Annotated in this window: 12 protein-coding genes; 3 read left to right on the top strand and 9 right to left on the bottom strand. The window is 61.8% G+C overall.

The window, feature by feature from the left end; translation table 11 throughout:
• Positions 1-102 precede the first annotated feature (102 nt).
• The 7 genes from QP999_RS00440 to gabT (QP999_RS00410) form a co-directional block, all read right to left on the bottom strand.
• A complete protein-coding gene (locus tag QP999_RS00440; protein ID WP_284847344.1) occupies positions 103-1,635 on the bottom strand; it encodes a permease family protein in 1,533 nt (510 codons plus the stop codon).
• A gap of 101 nt (positions 1,636-1,736) precedes the next feature.
• Positions 1,737-2,855, bottom strand: a complete 1,119-nt coding sequence (locus QP999_RS00435; RefSeq protein WP_284847343.1) for an alcohol dehydrogenase catalytic domain-containing protein — start codon at positions 2,853-2,855, stop codon at positions 1,737-1,739.
• Positions 2,856-2,972: 117 nt separating this feature from the next.
• Positions 2,973-4,691 carry a helix-turn-helix domain-containing protein gene (locus QP999_RS00430; RefSeq protein ID WP_284847342.1) on the bottom strand — a complete coding sequence of 573 codons (1,719 nt, stop codon included), beginning with the start codon at positions 4,689-4,691 and terminating at the stop codon, positions 2,973-2,975.
• A gap of 32 nt (positions 4,692-4,723) precedes the next feature.
• Positions 4,724-6,034, bottom strand: coding sequence for a YkvI family membrane protein (locus QP999_RS00425; protein WP_070597254.1), 1,311 nt, complete (start codon positions 6,032-6,034; stop codon positions 4,724-4,726).
• 99 nt (positions 6,035-6,133) lie between these two features.
• A complete protein-coding gene (locus QP999_RS00420; RefSeq protein ID WP_284847341.1) occupies positions 6,134-7,114 on the bottom strand; it encodes an alpha/beta hydrolase in 981 nt (326 codons plus the stop codon).
• A 15-nt stretch (positions 7,115-7,129) separates the two neighbouring features.
• Positions 7,130-8,578, bottom strand: a complete 1,449-nt coding sequence (locus QP999_RS00415; protein WP_284847340.1) for a flavin-containing monooxygenase — start codon at positions 8,576-8,578, stop codon at positions 7,130-7,132.
• 35 nt (positions 8,579-8,613) lie between these two features.
• A complete protein-coding gene (gabT, locus tag QP999_RS00410; protein ID WP_070684102.1) occupies positions 8,614-9,939 on the bottom strand; it encodes a 4-aminobutyrate--2-oxoglutarate transaminase in 1,326 nt (441 codons plus the stop codon).
• 111 nt (positions 9,940-10,050) lie between these two features.
• Between gabT (QP999_RS00410) and QP999_RS00405 the strand changes: the two genes are divergently transcribed.
• Complete coding sequence (locus QP999_RS00405; RefSeq protein WP_246816527.1) at positions 10,051-11,577, top strand: helix-turn-helix domain-containing protein; 1,527 nt, start codon at positions 10,051-10,053, stop codon at positions 11,575-11,577.
• A gap of 4 nt (positions 11,578-11,581) precedes the next feature.
• Here QP999_RS00405 and QP999_RS00400 read toward each other — a convergent pair whose 3' ends face one another.
• On the bottom strand, positions 11,582-13,027 hold the full coding sequence (locus QP999_RS00400; RefSeq protein WP_070565206.1) for a PucR family transcriptional regulator: 1,446 nt from the start codon (positions 13,025-13,027) through the stop codon (positions 11,582-11,584).
• 117 nt (positions 13,028-13,144) lie between these two features.
• Here QP999_RS00400 and gabT (QP999_RS00395) point away from each other — a divergent pair, with 117 nt between their 5' ends.
• Both gabT (QP999_RS00395) and QP999_RS00390 read left to right on the top strand, forming a co-directional pair.
• Positions 13,145-14,473: a 4-aminobutyrate--2-oxoglutarate transaminase gene (gene gabT / locus QP999_RS00395; protein ID WP_070565209.1), complete on the top strand. Its 1,329-nt coding sequence runs from the start codon at positions 13,145-13,147 to the stop codon at positions 14,471-14,473.
• Positions 14,474-14,551: 78 nt separating this feature from the next.
• Complete coding sequence (locus QP999_RS00390) at positions 14,552-15,781, top strand: aromatic amino acid transport family protein (RefSeq protein ID WP_070565212.1); 1,230 nt, start codon at positions 14,552-14,554, stop codon at positions 15,779-15,781.
• Between the two features lie 75 nt (positions 15,782-15,856).
• Here QP999_RS00390 and QP999_RS00385 read toward each other — a convergent pair whose 3' ends face one another.
• The gene (locus tag QP999_RS00385) at positions 15,857-17,233 is read right to left on the bottom strand and encodes an NAD-dependent succinate-semialdehyde dehydrogenase (protein ID WP_284847339.1); all 1,377 of its coding nucleotides are present in this window, start codon (positions 17,231-17,233) and stop codon (positions 15,857-15,859) included.
• Between the last annotated feature and the right edge of the window lie 16 nt (positions 17,234-17,249).

The raw sequence follows: 17,249 nt of genomic DNA, 5'->3' as shown, positions 1-17,249 counted from the left end.
CGAATAGCTGACAAAGAAGGATGACGTGCGAAACCCTCCCCTGCAGCTAGGGGTGAACTGCTATTGGGGAGGGAAGCACCTTGGGGAATAAGCTGGTTGAGCTTAGGTCTCGCTAGATTTTGGAGATTCTTTGGATCCTGTGCGGTGGGCGTTCGGATCGATCGGGTGCCCGTCAGCGTCTAGATCATTGAGTTCTGCCAGCTCCGTGAAATCCGCCTGCGCGTCGGCGAAGCCTTCCTCCGGATCGATCTCATCGAAGTTGCGGATGGTGCCGTCGCGCTCGTCCTTGAACATGTCCTTGCCGTAGATGACCAGCACCATAATGATGCCGGCGGCGAATCCCCACGCGGCGCCCTGGGTGGCCAGCACGCCAGCGGTTATGCCTGCGATGCCGAGGTCTTTCTGGTTCTTGGCCTCCATGATGCCCACACGCACGGATACGAAGCCCTGGATGATGAGCGTCAGTGCCAAGCCCACCGGCAGGATAGGCTCAACGAAAGAGGTAATCGGTAGCAGGAGGAGGCCCGTGTTGGTGCCCCAGCGGAAGGAGCCCGCGCCACCGAATATGGTGCGCATGGCGCGCTTGCCCTGCTTGTAGCGCTCAACGATGACCACGTGCATCGCCGCCCACAGTGGACCACACATGGCGATGTCTGGGCCGATGATGGACATCAGCATGTTGCGGCCGCCGAAGAGGAGGTGTGCGCGCGACGGGCTGTAGACCACGGCCTCATCCGTACGGACATGGTCGGCTTCCTTGAGAACGGCGTTGGCTTGCAGGACGTCACCGAAGACGACGATGTAGGCAGCCAACACTGTGGGGATGGCGGTGAGGAACATGTGCGCCGGTGGCAAGCCAACGCCGAAGACCGTGTACTCAGACCACAAGGTCATGAAGTCAGGCTTGGAGAAGCCCCATTCCACGTCCGGCCACGGTGCCTCGCCGGCCAGCGGTGCGACGAAAACCGCGACGAAGATTGCAGGCAGGATGCCTAGCGAAGCCAGGAAGCGCCAGCCGGCGGCCTTCTGCCGCAGTGCCTGGAAGCCGCGCGAATACATGAGGAAGAAGGCCACGGCCACCGCGATGGTGATGGTGATAGGGAAGGAGTGGAAACGTCCGTCTTCTTGAAATACCGAGATAATCGCTGCAATACCGGCACCAAGCACGATACCGGCGCGCAGACCTGAAGGAATGAGGCGAACGACCTTTGACGCCCACCCAGTTATACCCAGTGTTAAGGAGAATATGCCCAGCAAGAGCTGGAAACTGATCAGCGCCCAGATTCGCTGCTCTCCTTCCGGGAAGGTCTGGATGTAGACCGTCAGCAGCGGAATAGCTGGGGTAATCCAGCCCGGGACAACCGGGTCACCCAAGAGGTGGTGGGTCAGGTAGAGAAGGCCGTTGAGCATGACGACGGCCAGTGCCGCCTCATAGGGCATGCCGAGGGCCTCAGTCATCAGGGGGATAGCGCCCAGATCGACCACGCACATGAACAGGCCTTGGGCAAAGTCCGGCCACTCAATGCGGTAGTGCACGAACGGCAAGCGGACATCAAATGGCCCCATTTTCCAGTGGGGCGAAGCTTGACCGATTCCCTGTTCTTCGGGTTCGGCGGCTTCGGTGGTTGCGGCCATGACGGCCTCCTTTCAAAGAAAAGGGACCAAGCCCCACGGGCGCGAACCGCGCAGGGCTTGGTGAGGAAAGGCGAAGTGGTTGAGGTTTAGACGAGTCTTGCTTAGTCGAACTCGATGATCTGGCGCAGTGCCACACCGTCGGACAGGCGGTCCATGGCGGTGTTGATGTCCTCGAGCTTGATGTGGTCGGAGATCAGGGCCTCGGCGTTGAGCTTGCCCTCACGCCACAGCTGCTCGTACTTCGGGATGTCCTTCGACGGAACGGAGGAACCCAGGTAGCAGCCGTGCAGGCGGCGTGCCTCACCGGTCATCACGAGCGGGTCGATGGTGATGGTGGAGCCCGGTGCTGGCAGGCCAACGGTAACGGTCAGGCCACCCGGTGCCGTGACCTTGTAGGCGGTTTCCAGGGCCTTCGGGTGGCCGGCGGCCTCCACGACGGCGGTGAACTTCTTGCCGGACTCTTCAGCTTCCTGCGGGGTCATGGCGGAAGTAGCACCGATTTCGAGGGCCTTTTCGCACTTGTCCTTCTGCATGTCGATGCCCACGATCTCTTTCACGCCGAGTGCAGCGGCGGTGATGATGGCGGCCATGCCCACGCCACCGAGGCCGATGACGGCGATGCTGTCTTCGGGCTTTGGATCGATTTCGTTGAGGATGGCGCCGCCGCCAGTAAGGATGGCGCAGCCGAGAATAGCGGCGATATCCGCCGGGACATCGGAGCCCACCGGCACGACGGAGAGCTCGGAAACCACTGCGTGGGTGGCGAAGCCGGAAACACCGAGGTGGTGCTGGACCATCTCACCATTGCGGGTGAGGTGGCGAGTACCGCGGATGAGGGTGCCCTCGTTGTTGGTCTTGGAGCCGACCTCACAGGGCATCTTGCCGTCGGTCTTGCAGCCGGCGCACTCGCCGCAGCGCGGCAGGAAGGTCATGACCACGTGGTCGCCAACCTTGACGTTGGTCACGCCTGGGCCGATCTTCTCGACGATGCCAGCGGACTCGTGACCCAAAAGCATCGGCAGCGGGCGGGGGCGGTTGTTGTTGACCACTGAGAGGTCGGAGTGACAGAGGCCAGCGGCGGTGATCTTGACCAGGATCTCGCCTTCGCCGGGGGCGGTGAGCTCGAGCTCGCTCACGGTAATGGGCTTGGAGTCGGCGTAGGGACGCTCATCGCCGGAGCGCTCCAGGACGGCGCCGCGAATGGTAATCGTGTCAGACATATCTACCTCCAGACATCGGGTGGGTTAATGCAACGTAATGTACGCCACAGAACGTCGATGAGGGCAGGAACGGTATGGGAGAAATTACATCAGATGGGGGTATAGATGGGGAATTGTCTACTTGGCGAGCGCGTGGGCGCGCAGCGCCACGAAGACATCGAGCCCGCGCTGGCCGACGGCCCATTCATCACCCATCAGCTCAGCGATGCGGTCGAGGCGCTGGCGCACCGTGTTGGGGTGGATGAACATGGCGCGGGCCGTCTGCGGGATGCTGTGCCCGGAGAGCAGATAGTGGTGGGCGGTATCGGTTAGCTCCGTGGAATGCTCCTCGTCATAACACAGCAGCGGGCCGATGGTGCGCGTGGATAGAGCGTTCAATGCGTGAGGGTCCGCCCCCAAGATGAGGCCCACCGTGCCCAGGGAGTCCTCGGTGATCAGACGGCCGCGCACTCCCAGGGCGAGCGCTGATTCCAGGTAAGACATGGCGGAATCATGTGCGCTGCGTGCTTCACTCAGGCCATCAAAGCCGATGGCGGAGACCGTTAAATCGGGGAACTCAGTTAGCAGCGGGGCCAGCGCCGCATCGATACCTCGATCCGGCTGGTACAGCACGCACACGTGCTGATCGTGGTGCGTAATAGCGGCATTACCCGGTAAGAGGTGTTCCAGCTGCGGACGAGTGGGCAGGCCCTTTGCTGAGTGCAGGCCGACGAAATACAGCTGTGCTGAGGAGTTCAGGCTGATACCCGTCAGATGTCGCAGGCGGGCAATCTCTTCGCGCCCGGCATTGCCGAGGGCTACGGCATAGACCAGGTCATCGACTTTGCGCGCGGTGGCGTCGACAAGCGCCTCAGCAAAAAGGGCGATCGACGTAAAGGCTGCGGAAGCATGGCTGATGACGCGCAATTCGGCGTCGCTGAGCTGCTTGTCCACACCAATCGTTCCTAGTGCGCGGCCATTAAACTCCACAGGGAACGTGCTTGCTGGGAAAGTGTCCGGGGCATCCTCCGTGGTCCACAGCATCACCGGAGCATCGAGACTTTCAGTCAGCACGCGTTCGAGTTCTTCGAAGCTGGCATTATTCATGAGCACGTGGAGCAGTTTCGCGTTGACCTCATTGAGCCACTGCAGCTCTTCCACATGGCGGCTCAGAGCTATCTGCGAGCGGGTTAGCTCGGCAACGGATTCGCCTTGGCTCTCGATGACTTGCGCATTCTCCAATGCCACAGAGGTGATAGAGCCAAGCACCTCGAGCGCGGCAATCTCCTCGTGCGTGTAGTGACGGGGGTGGCGGTCGCCCACAAGGAGCGCGCCGATGGTGCGCCCGGCAATGCGAATCGGGGCGCCAAGGATCCCGCGGATTCCCTCGGCCTCCACCGCGCGGTCCACGTAATCCACGTGCGTGACGTTGGGGTCGGCGGAATGGTCATAGGTCCACGCCGGGCGGTTGGTGGCGGCCACAATGCCGAGGACTCCCGAGCCCATCGGCATGTTGATGGTTCGAAACTCTTCGGTGACGACACCACTGGTGGCCAGCACCTTAGTAAAGCCGGTGTCCTCATCGTTGAGGCTGAGATAACCCACGTCCGTGCCAATAGTGGTGCGCGCGTGGCGCACGATGGCGTGAAAGATATCAGTGGATTCGCGGCCCGAGTTGAGCATCTGAGAAACATCGAGCAGTTTGGTCGACATCACCCGCCATGTGTGGTTGGCGCGCATGGTCTCCTCAACGGCCCGAAGCGAACTGAGCTCCTCGGCATCCAGTTGCTCTCGCAGCTCGTCGGGGACACGGGTGCCGCTGGCGAGGTGGGAGAGTACGGTGCCGAGGAGAGACATGCCTATAGTTTATTTGGATCAGATTATTAGGATCAGACTTTTTTCTTAGTGCGCGGAATGGGCTTGCCAGTGATGAGCGCGTGGAGCTTGCCATCACCAATCTGTAGCTCTTCGGGCACGTCCTCGGAATCGACCTCAGTCATGATTTCTCTGATGAAGTCAGATTCGGGAATGGAGGAATTGCGGGCGATAGCGGAAAGCTCGCGCATTTCCTCATCAGAGAGATGGTTGTCATTCTCAAAACGCTTCTTGAGTAGTTCGCGGGCACGGCGGCGCAGATCGGCCTCAGACTGCAGGTCCTTGCGGTTCTTCATCCAAGCAAAGCCGATGATGAACATGATGGCGATACCCATGTAGCCCAGAATCGGATATACCCAGCCGATGAGGTTAGAGAAGCCGACGAAGGAGAGCACGAATCCGATGAGCACCGAGATGACATAAACCTTGTAGAAGTGCTGTGGCTTGCCACGGGTCAGGCGCTTGGCAAAGGCATAGAACATACCGATGGCGGTGTTATAAATCATGCCGTAGATAGCAATGGACATGGCGACTCCGAGCGCTGGATGAATCTGCTCAATCATGGCCAAGGTTGGCATTTCGGCGTCGGTAATTGGGCCCACCGAAACGTAGAGGCCGCCCACCAGGACCGCGAGCAGGAACAGGAAGCACAGGCCGCCGAGGATGCCGCCATAGCCCACTTCCTTGGCATCGAGGAAGTTGCCGCCGATGACGATCATCATGGAGACCACCACGATGACGTTGAGGCCCAAGTTATTGATGGCGGAGACCCACCAGTTGGGCAGCGTGGTGGGAATGGTCTGCGCCTGCTCGTTGAGGTGTGACCAATCGGGGCTGGACGTCAACACGGTATACACGGTGCCGATGGTCAGCAGGATGATGATGAACGGGGTGATAGCGCCAATGGCGATGGTCACCTTGTCCACATCGAGCAAACCAGTCAGCAGCGTGAGAATGAGCATGAGGATCGCACCGATCCACACCGGCCAGCCCCACTGCTGGTTGAGGTTGGTGCCGGCGCCGGCGAACATGGCGAAGCCGATGCAGAAAAGACAGGTCAGCGTGGCGAAGTCAAGGATCTTCGACACAATTGGCGTGGACACCGCGTTGAACACAGAAGTGTGTTCTTTTGCGCGGTGATAAGAACCCAATTGGAGAATGGTGATTCCGGAAATGGTCATGGCCAGTGCGGTGACGATGGCACCGACGATGCCCATGTTGCCGAAGGCAACGAAGTATTGGAGGGCCTCACGGCCGGACGCGAAGGAGGCTCCCGCGAGCACGCCGATGAAGGCCATCGCGATGCCGAATGAGCGTTTAAGCATGGTGAACCTAACTGTGGATGGATTAATGCTTCTACTAATGCAGACGGGGCAGGCCGCCTAGGAAAGGCGCCTGCCCCGTGCGTGATGGAGCGAAAGTTGTTAGCTCGTCACCGCCTTGATGAACTCGGCGATTCCAGCAAGCTCCTCCTCGCCGCGGTCAATGATGGCGGCGGAGGTAAACAAGCCGTGGTGGTAGCCCAGGAGGTGCTTGTGAGTGACGTCGACGCCAGCTTTAGCTAGCTTCCCGGCATACTCGATGCCCTCATCCGCCAGTGGATCGTTGTCCACCGTGATGACGAGCGACGGGGGCAGGCCCTCCGGCAGCTCTTCCAACAGCAGCGGAGAGAGATCCGTGGCGGTGCGCTGGGATTCCTCCGTGACGAAGGTATCGATGAACCACCGCATGGTGTCGGAGGCGAGAGGGAAGCCTTCCTCCAGGCGTTTGTAGGAAGCACCGTTCTCGGTGCGCTCGCGGGAGCAATCCGTGATCGGGTAGAGCAGGATCTGGGCGCTGAGCTTGGCGACGTCGTCAAGCACCGCGAACTCATTCGCCAACGTGGCAGCCAGCTGGCCGCCGGCCGAATCACCGGCGACCGCGATGGAGGTCACGGTCAGTCCGTGCTCTGCCTCGGGGTTGGACAGCCAGCGGTAGGCGGCGCGGCAATCGTCGATAGCCGCCGGGTAGGTGTGCTCCGGGGCGAGGCGATAATCCACCGCGACGACCGGGAGGCCGGTCAGCACCGCGATACGGCGTACCGAGGAGTGGTGGGTCTCCAGGTTGCCCATGAGCCAGCCACCGCCGTGCATGTAGAGCACCGCGGGGGTCTCCTGGCCGCGTTCTGCCTCCGGGCGGGGGTCATAAAGGCGAACCTGGAACTGGTCGACCTGGAAATCTGTGGTCGCAGGTTCCTTTTCTTCGTGGAGAGGGTTGGCGTGGGCCGAGGCTACGTAGTTCTCACGCACCTGCGGGATGGGGAAGTTATGGAAGGACTTCGCTCCACCATCGCGGAAAGGCTTCAGCGCCTTCCACGCATCCTCAGCGACGGGGCGCCCGGAGTATTCGTCGTGCAGAGTGTGCATCGTGATCACTACCTTCTAGACCAGCTCGTAGTCGTTGATCTCCAGCTTGTCGGTGAGCTCGTAGTACTCAGCAACGTTGCCGGACCAGTTGTTGATGACGCGGCCTTCCTCGTTCTTGTACCACGAGGAGCAGTCAGCGGAGAACGCAGATTCCTCGAGTTCCTTCTGGATGCGGGTGTTGAACTCGTCGATGACGTTCTTCTTCACGTCGAGGGCTGCCTCCGGGTTCTCGCGCAGGTAAGCAACGGCCTGGGAGATGTAGCGGTCCTGTGCCTCGAGCATGGCTACCACGGAGTGGTGGTTGAGGTTGGTATTCGGGCCGTAGAGCATGAAGAAGTTCGGGAAGCCATCCACGGTCATACCCAGGTAAGCCTCCGGAGAGTTGCCCCAGCGCTCGCGCAGGTCGATGCCGTCGCGGCCGGCAATCGGCAGGTCGCCCTGGAATTCCTGGGAGTGGAAACCGGTGGCGTAGATGACAACGTCGAAGTCGTGCTCGACGCCGTCCTCGGTGCGGATGCCGGTCTCGGTGAATTTCTCGATGCCAGCGGTGACAAGCTCCACGTTGTCACGGTTGAAGGTGGGGTAGAAGTCATCGGAGCGCAAGATGCGCTTGCAGCCGAAGGCGAAGGTCGGGGTGAGCTTTTCCACCAGCTCCGGGTCGTTGACCTGGGAGCGCAGGTGCTCCATGGCCTGCTCGACACCCTCGGCGGCGGAGTCGGTGCCCTTGCGGGTGCGGTCGAAGCCCTCCTCGCGGACCTCGTGGATTTCCTGGCGGATGGCGCGGTAGGAATCCGGGTTCTCCTGGAACTCCTTGGTCTCCTCCTCGGTGAAGATGACCTGGTTGCGCGGCAGGATGTAGTTTGCGGAGCGCTGGAACACGGAGAGCTTCTCCGCAACCTTTGCAACCTCCGGAACCAGCTGGACAGCGGAGGCCGCGTTGCCGATGACGGCGACCTTCTTGCCGTTCAGGTCGACGTCGTGGTTCCACTCGGCGGAGTGGAACTGCACGCCCTGGAATGCCTCGCGGTTCGGGAAGTTCGGGATCTTCGGCTTGGAGAGCTGGCCCCAGGCGCCGACGAAGACGCGGCCGTAGTAGGTCTCACCGTTGGCCTCGATCTCCCACGCCTTGAGGTCTTCCTTCCACTCGGCGCGGGTGATGCGGTGGTTGAACTTGATGTGATCGTAGAGCTTGAACTCTTCTGCGAGGGCCTTGAGGTAGCCCTGCATCTCGTCCTGACCGGCGAACATGCGGGAGACGCCGAGGTTGAGGAAGTAGGAGTAGCAGTAGATCAGAGCCTGGGTATCGCAGGCAGCACCCGGGTAGGTGTTGTCGCGCCAGACGCCGCCGACCTCGTCGGCTGCTTCGAGAATGAGGAAGTCCTGCTGCTCGTCGCGAACAAGTTGGGCGCCCATGCCCAGTCCGCCGTAGCCGGTGCCGAGGATGATGCAGTCGTAGATCTTCATGGTGGTGTGTCTCCTTGAGGTGTTGGTGTTTCGGATTAGTTCGCGCGAATGGCTTCAGCCAGAACCTGGAGGCCGTCACGCAGGGTGGACTCGTTGATGACCAGGGGCGGAAGGAGGCGGATGACGTTGCCGTCGAGGCCACAGGTGAGGATGAGCACGCCCTGCTCGCGGCAGGTCTTGGCTACCTTGGCGGTGAGGTCGGCGTTTGGCTGGTTGTTGTCATCGACCAGCTCGATGGCGATCATGGCGCCGCGGCCGCGGACCTCAGCAACGGCGGTGAGCTCGAGCAGCGGCTCCAGCTCTTCGCGGATGATGGCCTCGATTTCGCGAGCGCGGGAGTTGAGGTCCAGCTCCTCCATTTCCTCGAAGGCTGCCAGGGAAGCAGCGCAGGCCACCGGGTTACCGGCGTAGGTGCCTCCCAGGGAGCCCGGGTCCGGGGCATCCATGATTTCGGCACGGCCGGTCACAGCGGAGAGCGGCATGCCGCCGCCCACGCCCTTGGCGGTGGTGATGAGGTCTGGGATGATGCCCTCGTCTTCACAGGCGAACCAGGAGCCGGTGCGGCAGATGCCGGCCTGGATCTCATCGGCGATGAAGACAACGCCGTTGTCGGTGCACCATTCCTGCAGTGCCGGGAGGAAGCCCTTGGCCGGCTCAACGAAGCCGCCCTCGCCCTGAACCGGCTCGATGATGACGGCAGCCAACTCTTCGGTGCCGACGTACTGCTCGATGTAGCGCAGGGTGCGCGCTGCTGCCTGCTTGCCGTCGAGGCCGTCGCGCAGCGGGTAGGACATCGGCGCGCGGTAGATGTCAGCGGCCAGGGTGCCAAAGCCGGACTTGTACGGCTTGTTCTTGGCGGTCATGGTCATGGTCAGGTTGGTGCGGCCGTGGAAGGCACCGTCGAAAACCACGACGCGGTTCTTGCCTGTGTAGCGGCGAGCGATCTTGATGGCGTTCTCCACTGCCTCAGCACCGGTGGAGAAGAGGCAGGACTTCTTTTCGTGGGTGCCCGGGGTCAACTCGTTGAGCTTCTTGGCTACCTGGACAAAGCCCTCGTAAGGAGCGTTGAGGAAGCAGGTGTGGGTGAGGTGGCTGGCAGCTTCGGCGACGGCCTTGGCAACGCGCTGGTTGGAGGCACCGACGGAAGTCACGGCGATGCCGGATGCGAAGTCGACGATGGTGTTGCCGTCGACGTCGACAAGCACGCCACCGTCGCCGTCAGTGATGTAGGAGGGGTAGCCCGGGATGACGCCAGCGGCGACGTCTGCTTCACGGGCGGCATTCAGCTCCTGGCTGCGGGGGCCAGGGATTGCGGTGGAAACATTCCGCTCCTGAGGGAGGCGGTGCTTGAGATCCTGCATGCTGTCTGCTCCTTAATGCTCGGGATTTGTTATGACGTAGGTCATTCTGGCGGCTAAACTTCAGGAGGGCCACAGACGATCTGGTGAAAGAATGGTGAGAAATTGTCCACAGTGGATAAGGGGGTAGCGGCCGGGCTGGAAGAGGGGAGCGTGTCCCTCACGTGGTTGGCCAATCAACCCGATCTGGGGATAGAGATTCTGCACGATTGTCGGCGTTCCTTTTCCGTGATGCACCCGTGTGAACTGCGCGATCCGCGCGAATTTGTGGGATCCGGGGCCGTCATTTTGCTCACCGGCATGGCATTTGAAGGACAGCCTGAGGAACTGGCAGAGTACATCCGCAAGGTGTCCGTGGGTGGGGTAACGGGGGTGGGTTTCGGCGTTGGGCTGGCCTTTGCCGAGGTTCCTCCCGGAATGCTGGAGGCCGCTCGGGAATGCAATATTTCGCTCTTCACGGTGGCGCGGCGCGTCCCTTTCGTTTCGGTGCTCGCGCGTTTGCACGACGAATTGCAGCGCCAGCGCGAGGAAGGGTTGGAGCGTTTCATCGCCCAGCAGGGTGCGCTCAACGACGCCGCCGTGGCCGGCCTCGATGCCCTCGTGGACAAGACCAGTCGCCTCCTGGGCGCGCATTCCTGTCTCGTCGATAAAGACGGGCGCGTCTTTGCACAGTCGAGCTACCCGGGGCTGCCTCCGGTGGATTGGGCACCGGTGATCGCCGATACCCGAGCCCAGAACTTTTATGCCGCGCGCCGCGTGGGCGGGTGGAATGTCTTGGCCCAGCGCTTGGCCGACCACGGTGCGCGCTCCTTCGGGCTCTTGGCAGTGGCGCGTGATGGTTTCGGCGTGAACGAGCGCGCGCTACTCAAGCAGGCCGCGGGCCTAGCGGAGCTTAGCGTGAAGCGCCCACAAGAGCTGCGGCGCACACAGAATGAGCTCAACTCCATGGCTTTGGCCATTCAGCTGGGGTTGGACGAACCCGAAGATCCCATGCGGCGCATCTTCCACCTCGTGGGTGATGCGCAGGGGAGGGTGCGCCCGGTCTTGGTGAAATCCGAGGGGGAGCGGGCTCACCAGCGCTTCATCCAGGCCCTGGACGCCCGACTCCAAGACCACGGGCGTTTGCTCTTCGAGTACGCGCTGGATAAGTCCTCCAGCCTCCTGCTCTTTAGGGGAAGCCGAACGATGAAAAATCTGCAGGATTTGCTGCGCGATATTCGCGGGAGCAAGCGCATCGTCGTGGGCCAACCCATGCCGTGGGCCGAGCTGGGGGTGGGGATTGTCCACGAGCTGGAGTCTTTCGCTTTCGGGCTGCAGCCGGGGATGCTCGCGGGGCCGGAATCGCGCACCTTGAGCTGGACTAGGGACCCTCGGGTTAAAGGAGCGGCGCACAACCGCGCGAAGGAGACCTGGGGCAAGGTGCGTTCCTTTGACGCCGAGCACGGCACCGACTTGGCGGAAACACTGGAGGTTTACTTGCGCGCCGGCGGGCATGTAAGCCGCACCGCTGAGGAGCTGCATTCGCACCGCCACACCGTGCGCAAGCGCATCGCGGACTTGGAGGAATTATTGGAGGTGGACCTTAAGGATCCCCTCGTGGCGGCGGAACTTCTCATCCTGGGCGTGAGCGTTCCGGACTGAGATCTTAAGAATCAAGGCTGAGCAAGAGCAGCTCCGCGCGGGTGACGGGGTTGCCCAGGTCCACGCCGCAGAGTTGCTCGATCTTGTCCAAGCGGGCGCGCACGGTGTGGCGGTGAACGCCGAGCTCCGCGGCGGCGGTGGCCAAGTTGGCGTTGCCCACGAGGAAGGAACGCAGCGTGGCGCACAGCTCTGTGTTGTGCTGCGCATCGTGCTCGGTAAGAAGGCTGACCGTCGCCGCGCGCCGGGCAGCGAGGGCCTCGGGTACGCCGGGTTCTGCCAGCCAGGTAGGGGCAGCCGAATCGAAAACGGCCGCCGTGCCGAGGGGCAGGCTGCGCGCGTGGCTCTGGAGAGAGGACAAGAGCGCCGGTGTCAACGCCTGCCATTGGATGCGCTGCAGGATGGACGTTCGGAGGTAGCGGGTGTGTTTCCCGCACAAGTTCGTGTGCGCGGTGCCCGGGGGAAGCGCGATAAGCGCCGAATCGTGTTCCGGGCGGATGAGGCTGAGAGGCTCGGCTTTTCCAATCTCGCTTAATGCCCGCGCGAGGCGGGAGGGGGATGGTGCCGTGAGAAACAGAACATCCACGAGGTCGTGGCTATCGACCGTATGGAAGGCCGCCTGTAAGGCGGGGGAGTCAACCCCGGCCAGTTGGGCGTCAAGCGCCAACGCCCCGAGGATCGTGTGTGCAGTGGTGTCGGGATGATCTAAGAGCAGGCTGGCCAGGCCCGCGAGGTGCCGGATGAGCGCGCGGGAGTAGGAATCGAACTTCTCCGCGCGCGTTACCGCGATGGCCCAGCGTCGTCCCGCCGAGCCGAAGATGCTGGTGATGGTTGCGCCTGTGCTTGTCGACGTCCCCGTTCCCCGCCCCGTCTGCTCCGCGGCCTCCACCGCGGCGTCGGCCGCACTGAGCTGGCCGCGATCGCTGCGGCTGACCACCGCTCCGGAGGAACTGGCCACCGCTACCGCGGCACCGAGTTCTTTGCCGGCTTGCATGACGAGCGCCCCGATGCTCGTGGCCGCGGCCTGGTTGAGGCGCTCCTGCTGGCGGTGGAGTGCAAAGTGCGCGTTGTTGTCCAAGCGGGCCTGTTCTTGAGCCACGGCCGTGGTGATGGAGACGAATCGGGTGGCGCGCGGGACCTCAAAGAGGGTGAGATTGTGCTGGGAGCAGGCATGGATGAGCGCGGTGGGGACCTCGCTAAAGGCCAGTCCGGTGCCGAAGCCGATGCCCTGCACGCCGGCCGCGGCCAGGGCCGCACCATAGCGTTCGAAGCCCTCCGGTTCTTCCTGGAAGGCAAGCCCCAACGTGAGCATGAGCGCGCCGGGGGAGGTGAACTCGCTGGGGTCCGCGAGCTCGGAGGCGTGGATGGTGTTGAATGTGGCGCTACCGGTGACGATGCTTCGCAGGTTCAATGAGCGCTGGTTGAGCAGCCAGCGGAAGGAAATCTCACGCATGGTGGACAGGGTACACAGCTAAGGGGAGGAAATTTATACATCTCGTCCATAGTGTGCGGAGGGTGGTGGAGACCACACTAAGGGGCACACTATTCATCCGAGCACAAAAGGAAGATCATGCAGGAACTTCAGTACCACATTGAGCAGTCTCGCCACCTGGGCCAGCAGGTCCCGGGCCCGAAGAGCGCCGCCCTGGATGAGCGCCGCAAGAACGCCCTCCCCGCGGGCATGGCGCCGTCGCTTCCGGGTTACGTAGTGGATGCCGATGGCGGCATTCTTGCCGACGCCGACGGCAACCGCTTCATCGACCTTGCCTCCGGCATCGCCGTGACCTCCGCTGGCGCTTCGAACCCGGCCGTCGTGGCCGCGGTCCAGGAGGCCGTCGCGCACTTCACCCACACCTCCTTCACCGTTTCTCCTTATGAGTCCTACGTGGCCGTGGCAGAAAAGCTCAACGAGGTCACCCCGGGTGACCACCCGAAGAAGACTGCGCTGTTCAACTCCGGCGCGGAGGCCGTCGAGAACGCAGTAAAGATTGCCCGCAACTACACCGGCAAGCGTGGTGTGGTGGTCATGGACCGCGCCTTCCACGGCCGCACCAACCTGACCATGGCGATGACCGCCAAGCAATCGCCCTACAAGAACGGCTTCGGTCCCTTCGCCCCGGAGATCTACCGCGCACCGATGTCCTACCCGCTGCGCGATGGTCTGAGTGGTGCCGAGGCCGCCAAGAAGACCATCACCATGATCGAGCAGGAAGTCGGCGCGACCAACCTGGCCTGCGTCGTTGCCGAGCCGATTCAGGGTGAGGGCGGATTCGTCGTTCCGGCCGAGGGCTACCTCGCAGCAATCCAGAAGTGGTGCAACGACAATGACGTCGTCTTCATCATCGACGAGATCCAGGCGGGCATGATGCGCACCGGTACCTGGTTCGCTTCCGACCACGAGGGCATCGTGCCGGACATGGTGACCATTGCGAAGGGCATTGCCTCCGGCATGCCGCTGTCCGCAGTGACCGGCCGTGCGGAAATCATGGATACCCCGCAGCCTGGTGGCCTGGGCGGTACCTACACCGGTAACCCGGTGGCGTGCGCGGCTGCGCTGGCAACCTTCAAGGAGTTTGAGGAGAAGGACTTCGGTGCGCGTGCTCAGAACCTGGAGAAGGTCGCCCGCGAGGAGCTGGAGCCCATCCTGGGCGATGAGCGCGTGGCCGAGTTCCGCGGCCGCGGCGCCATGCTTGCCCTCGAGTTTGTTACCGCTGAGGGCGAGCCGGACTCCGAGCTGGTGCACAAGATTGCTGACGGTGCCAAGGCCGAGGGCGTCCTGCTGCTGACGTGCGGCCTGGACCACAATGTCATTCGCTTCCTGCCTTCCCTGGCCATCCCGGAGGACCTGTGGCGTGAGGCGCTGCAGGTCGTCGTCAAGCAGTTCAACGAATTCAAGTAAGGCGAATGCAGTTCTCACCCGGCGATGGCCGGGTGAGTTCACGTTTTAATAGCCATTTAATAGTCATCGGAGAAGTCTTTGTCCAACAACATTTCTGTGCCTCAGAAGGATGAATCCACGAAGGAATTCAAGCCCGCCCTGTCCTTCGTGCAGGGCATCGCCCTCATCTTCGGCACCAACATCGGCGCTGGAGTTCTCTCCATTCCTTATGCCGCTCGCAACGGTGGATTCCTCGCGCTCGTCATCGCCCTGCTCGTGGCTGGCACGCTCACGACCATTTCCATGTTGTACGTGGCGGAGTCCGCCATGCGCACCAAGGCCACACTGCAAGTCTCGGGACTGGCCGAACACTACCTGGGGCAGTGGGGGCGGTGGCTGGTCTTCGTCGCCATCATCGTCAACGGTATCGGTGCGCTCATTGCCTATGCTGCCGGCTCCGGTGACTTGATCAACAACATTTTCGGCCTGCCGCCGCTTCTGGGCACGTTGATCTTCTTTGGGTTTGGCTCGTGGGTGATGTACCGCGGTCTGCACACCACGGGTGCCACTGAGGGCGCCGTTACCGCCGGTATGGCCATCATCATCGCTGTCCTCTGCGGATGGACCATCCTGGGACCAGGTATCAAGGTGGAAAACCTATTGGTTCTTCACCCCTTCTTCATCGTCCCGATTCTGAACCTGGCGGTGTTCTCCTTCCTGGCGCAGTATGTGGTTCCGGAGCTGGTCCAGGGGATGGATCCGTCGAAGCCGCAGGAGACCGCGCGCGCGATCGTCGTCGGCATGGTCATCACGGGCTTTACCCTGGCGCTGGTTCCATTTGCAGCCCTCGGCCTTCTCGGTATGGAAGTCACCGAAGTGGTGACCATTGCCTGGGGTGAGGCACTGGGCCCGGTTGCCTACTACTTGGCCAACATTTTTGCCCTGGCGGCCATGCTGACGTCATTCCTGGCGATTGGCTTCACCACCATGCGCAACGTCCTCGACATCTTCCACTGGGAAGGTGTGAAGGGGCAGCGCATCGTCGCGGTGGCGCTGACGGTGGTACCGCCACTGGTGATCTCGATTGCAGGCCTCGGCGGCTTCGTTGCGGCGCTGTCCTATGCGGGCGGCTTTGCGGGTGCCATCATGTCCGTCATCCCGGTGATGCTGCTGCACGCCTCCCGCAAGAAGGGCGACCGCGATCCCGGCTGGACCGTGGGTGGTCTTGCGCACCCGGTTATTCAGGCAACCATCATCGTGGTGTATTTCTTGGCTTTCATTTATTCGATCATTTCGATCGTCGGGCTGGTGCCGGCGGGTTGGGCTTAACCTCAGCAAAGTGAACTAAAAGGGTGTTGGATTATCCGTCGATAATCCAACACCCTTTTGGTGATCTATTTCGGGCTACTTCTCCACGTAGTAGAGCTGCTTATTAACGAACTCATCCATGCCAAGTGGGCCGAGCTCGCGGCCAAAGCCGGAGCGCTTTACGCCACCGAATGGCATTTCTTCGCCTTCGCCTGCGGGAGTGTTGACATTGGCCATGCCGCACTCGAGACGGCGGGAGACAGCGGCGGCACGCTCGGTGTCCTGGGAGAACACGGTGCCGCCGAGGCCGTACTGGGTGTTATTAGCCAAATCGAGGGCTTCTTCGTCGCTGCTTACCTTGTAAACGGTCGCGACTGGGCCGAAGAACTCCTCGTAGTAAATATCGGAGCCAACCGGGATATCGGTGATGACAGCAGGGGAGACGTAAGCACCTTCCGCAGAGAGCTCGCCGCCTGCACGCAAGTTAGCACCGGCAGCAACGGCACGGTCCAGCTGGTCACGCAGCTTTTCGGCTGCCTCACGGGAGGACAGCGCAGAGTATGCGCCTTCAGTCTGGTTGTCCGGAGTGGACTTTACTGCAGCGTTGGCGAGGCGCTCGAGCTCAGCGACGAACTCGTCGTAGATGTCTTCCATGACAATCATGCGCTTGTTCGAGTTGCAGGCCTGGCCGGTGTTGTACATACGCGTGCCCCATGCCAGCTCCGCAGCTGCCTTGACGTCGTCAGTATCGAGCAGGACATACGGGTCAGAGCCGCCGAGCTCGAGAACAGCCTTCTTGAGGTTTTCGCCGGCTTGCGCGCCGATGATGGAGCCTGCGCGCTCAGAACCGGTAAGAGATACACCTTGGATGCGAGAGTCCGCGATGATGGTGGAAATCTGGTCGTGGGAAGCAAAGACGTTGTTGTACACGCCTTCAGGAACGCCAGCGTCATCCATGATCTTCTGAACGGCGAGGGCCGAGCGCGGACAGATTTCCGCGTCCTTGAGAATGATGGTGTTGCCCAGCATCAGGTTGGGTGCCACGAAGCGGGCGATCTGGTAGTAGGGGAAATTCCACGGCATGATGCCGAGCAGTGGGCCGATAGGCAGGCGGCGGATGACTGCCGTGCCGTTGGAGGCAGTTGGGATCTCTTGGTCCTTGGTGAAGTCTGCGCCGTTATCGGCGTAGTACTTGATAATGGCGGAAGAGAACTCAGCTTCCTCGATGCCCTCGGAGTGGAACTTGCCCATCTCCTCGCCGGCGATCTGGGCTAGTTCTTCCTTGCGCTCCTCGAAGAGCTCGCTGACGCGGGTCATGATTTCTGCGCGCTCAGAGATGGGGCGTGCAGACCACTCTTTATAAGCCGCGGCGGACTTTGCCAGTGCTGCTTCGACTTCAGCGTCGGTAGCGGTATCGAAGGTTTCGACTACCTCATTGGTTACGGGGTTCTGTACGCGATAGGTGTTGGACATTGATTACTCCTTTTCT

It is taken from the genome of Corynebacterium sp. MSK004 (assembly GCF_030232515.1).
GTDB classification, from domain to species: domain Bacteria; phylum Actinomycetota; class Actinomycetes; order Mycobacteriales; family Mycobacteriaceae; genus Corynebacterium; species Corynebacterium hesseae.
This window is presented reverse-complemented; position numbering and strand designations above follow the sequence as displayed.

Bases quoted from the DNA above. Each gene is read 5' to 3' on its own strand.
- gabT (WP_070684102.1), bottom strand. From the start codon at position 9,939: ATGCAGGATCTCAAGCACCGCCTCCCTCAGGAGCGGAATGTTTCCACC.
- QP999_RS00420 (WP_284847341.1), bottom strand. From the start codon at position 7,114: ATGCACACTCTGCACGACGAATACTCCGGGCGCCCCGTCGCTGAGGAT.
- QP999_RS00385 (WP_284847339.1), bottom strand. From the start codon at position 17,233: ATGTCCAACACCTATCGCGTACAGAACCCCGTAACCAATGAGGTAGTC.
- QP999_RS00400 (WP_070565206.1), bottom strand. From the start codon at position 13,027: ATGCGTGAGATTTCCTTCCGCTGGCTGCTCAACCAGCGCTCATTGAAC.
- QP999_RS00440 (WP_284847344.1), bottom strand. From the start codon at position 1,635: ATGGCCGCAACCACCGAAGCCGCCGAACCCGAAGAACAGGGAATCGGT.
- QP999_RS00425 (WP_070597254.1), bottom strand. From the start codon at position 6,034: ATGCTTAAACGCTCATTCGGCATCGCGATGGCCTTCATCGGCGTGCTC.
- QP999_RS00435 (WP_284847343.1), bottom strand. From the start codon at position 2,855: ATGTCTGACACGATTACCATTCGCGGCGCCGTCCTGGAGCGCTCCGGC.
- gabT (WP_070565209.1), top strand. From the start codon at position 13,145: ATGCAGGAACTTCAGTACCACATTGAGCAGTCTCGCCACCTGGGCCAG.
- QP999_RS00415 (WP_284847340.1), bottom strand. From the start codon at position 8,578: ATGAAGATCTACGACTGCATCATCCTCGGCACCGGCTACGGCGGACTG.
- QP999_RS00430 (WP_284847342.1), bottom strand. From the start codon at position 4,691: ATGTCTCTCCTCGGCACCGTACTCTCCCACCTCGCCAGCGGCACCCGT.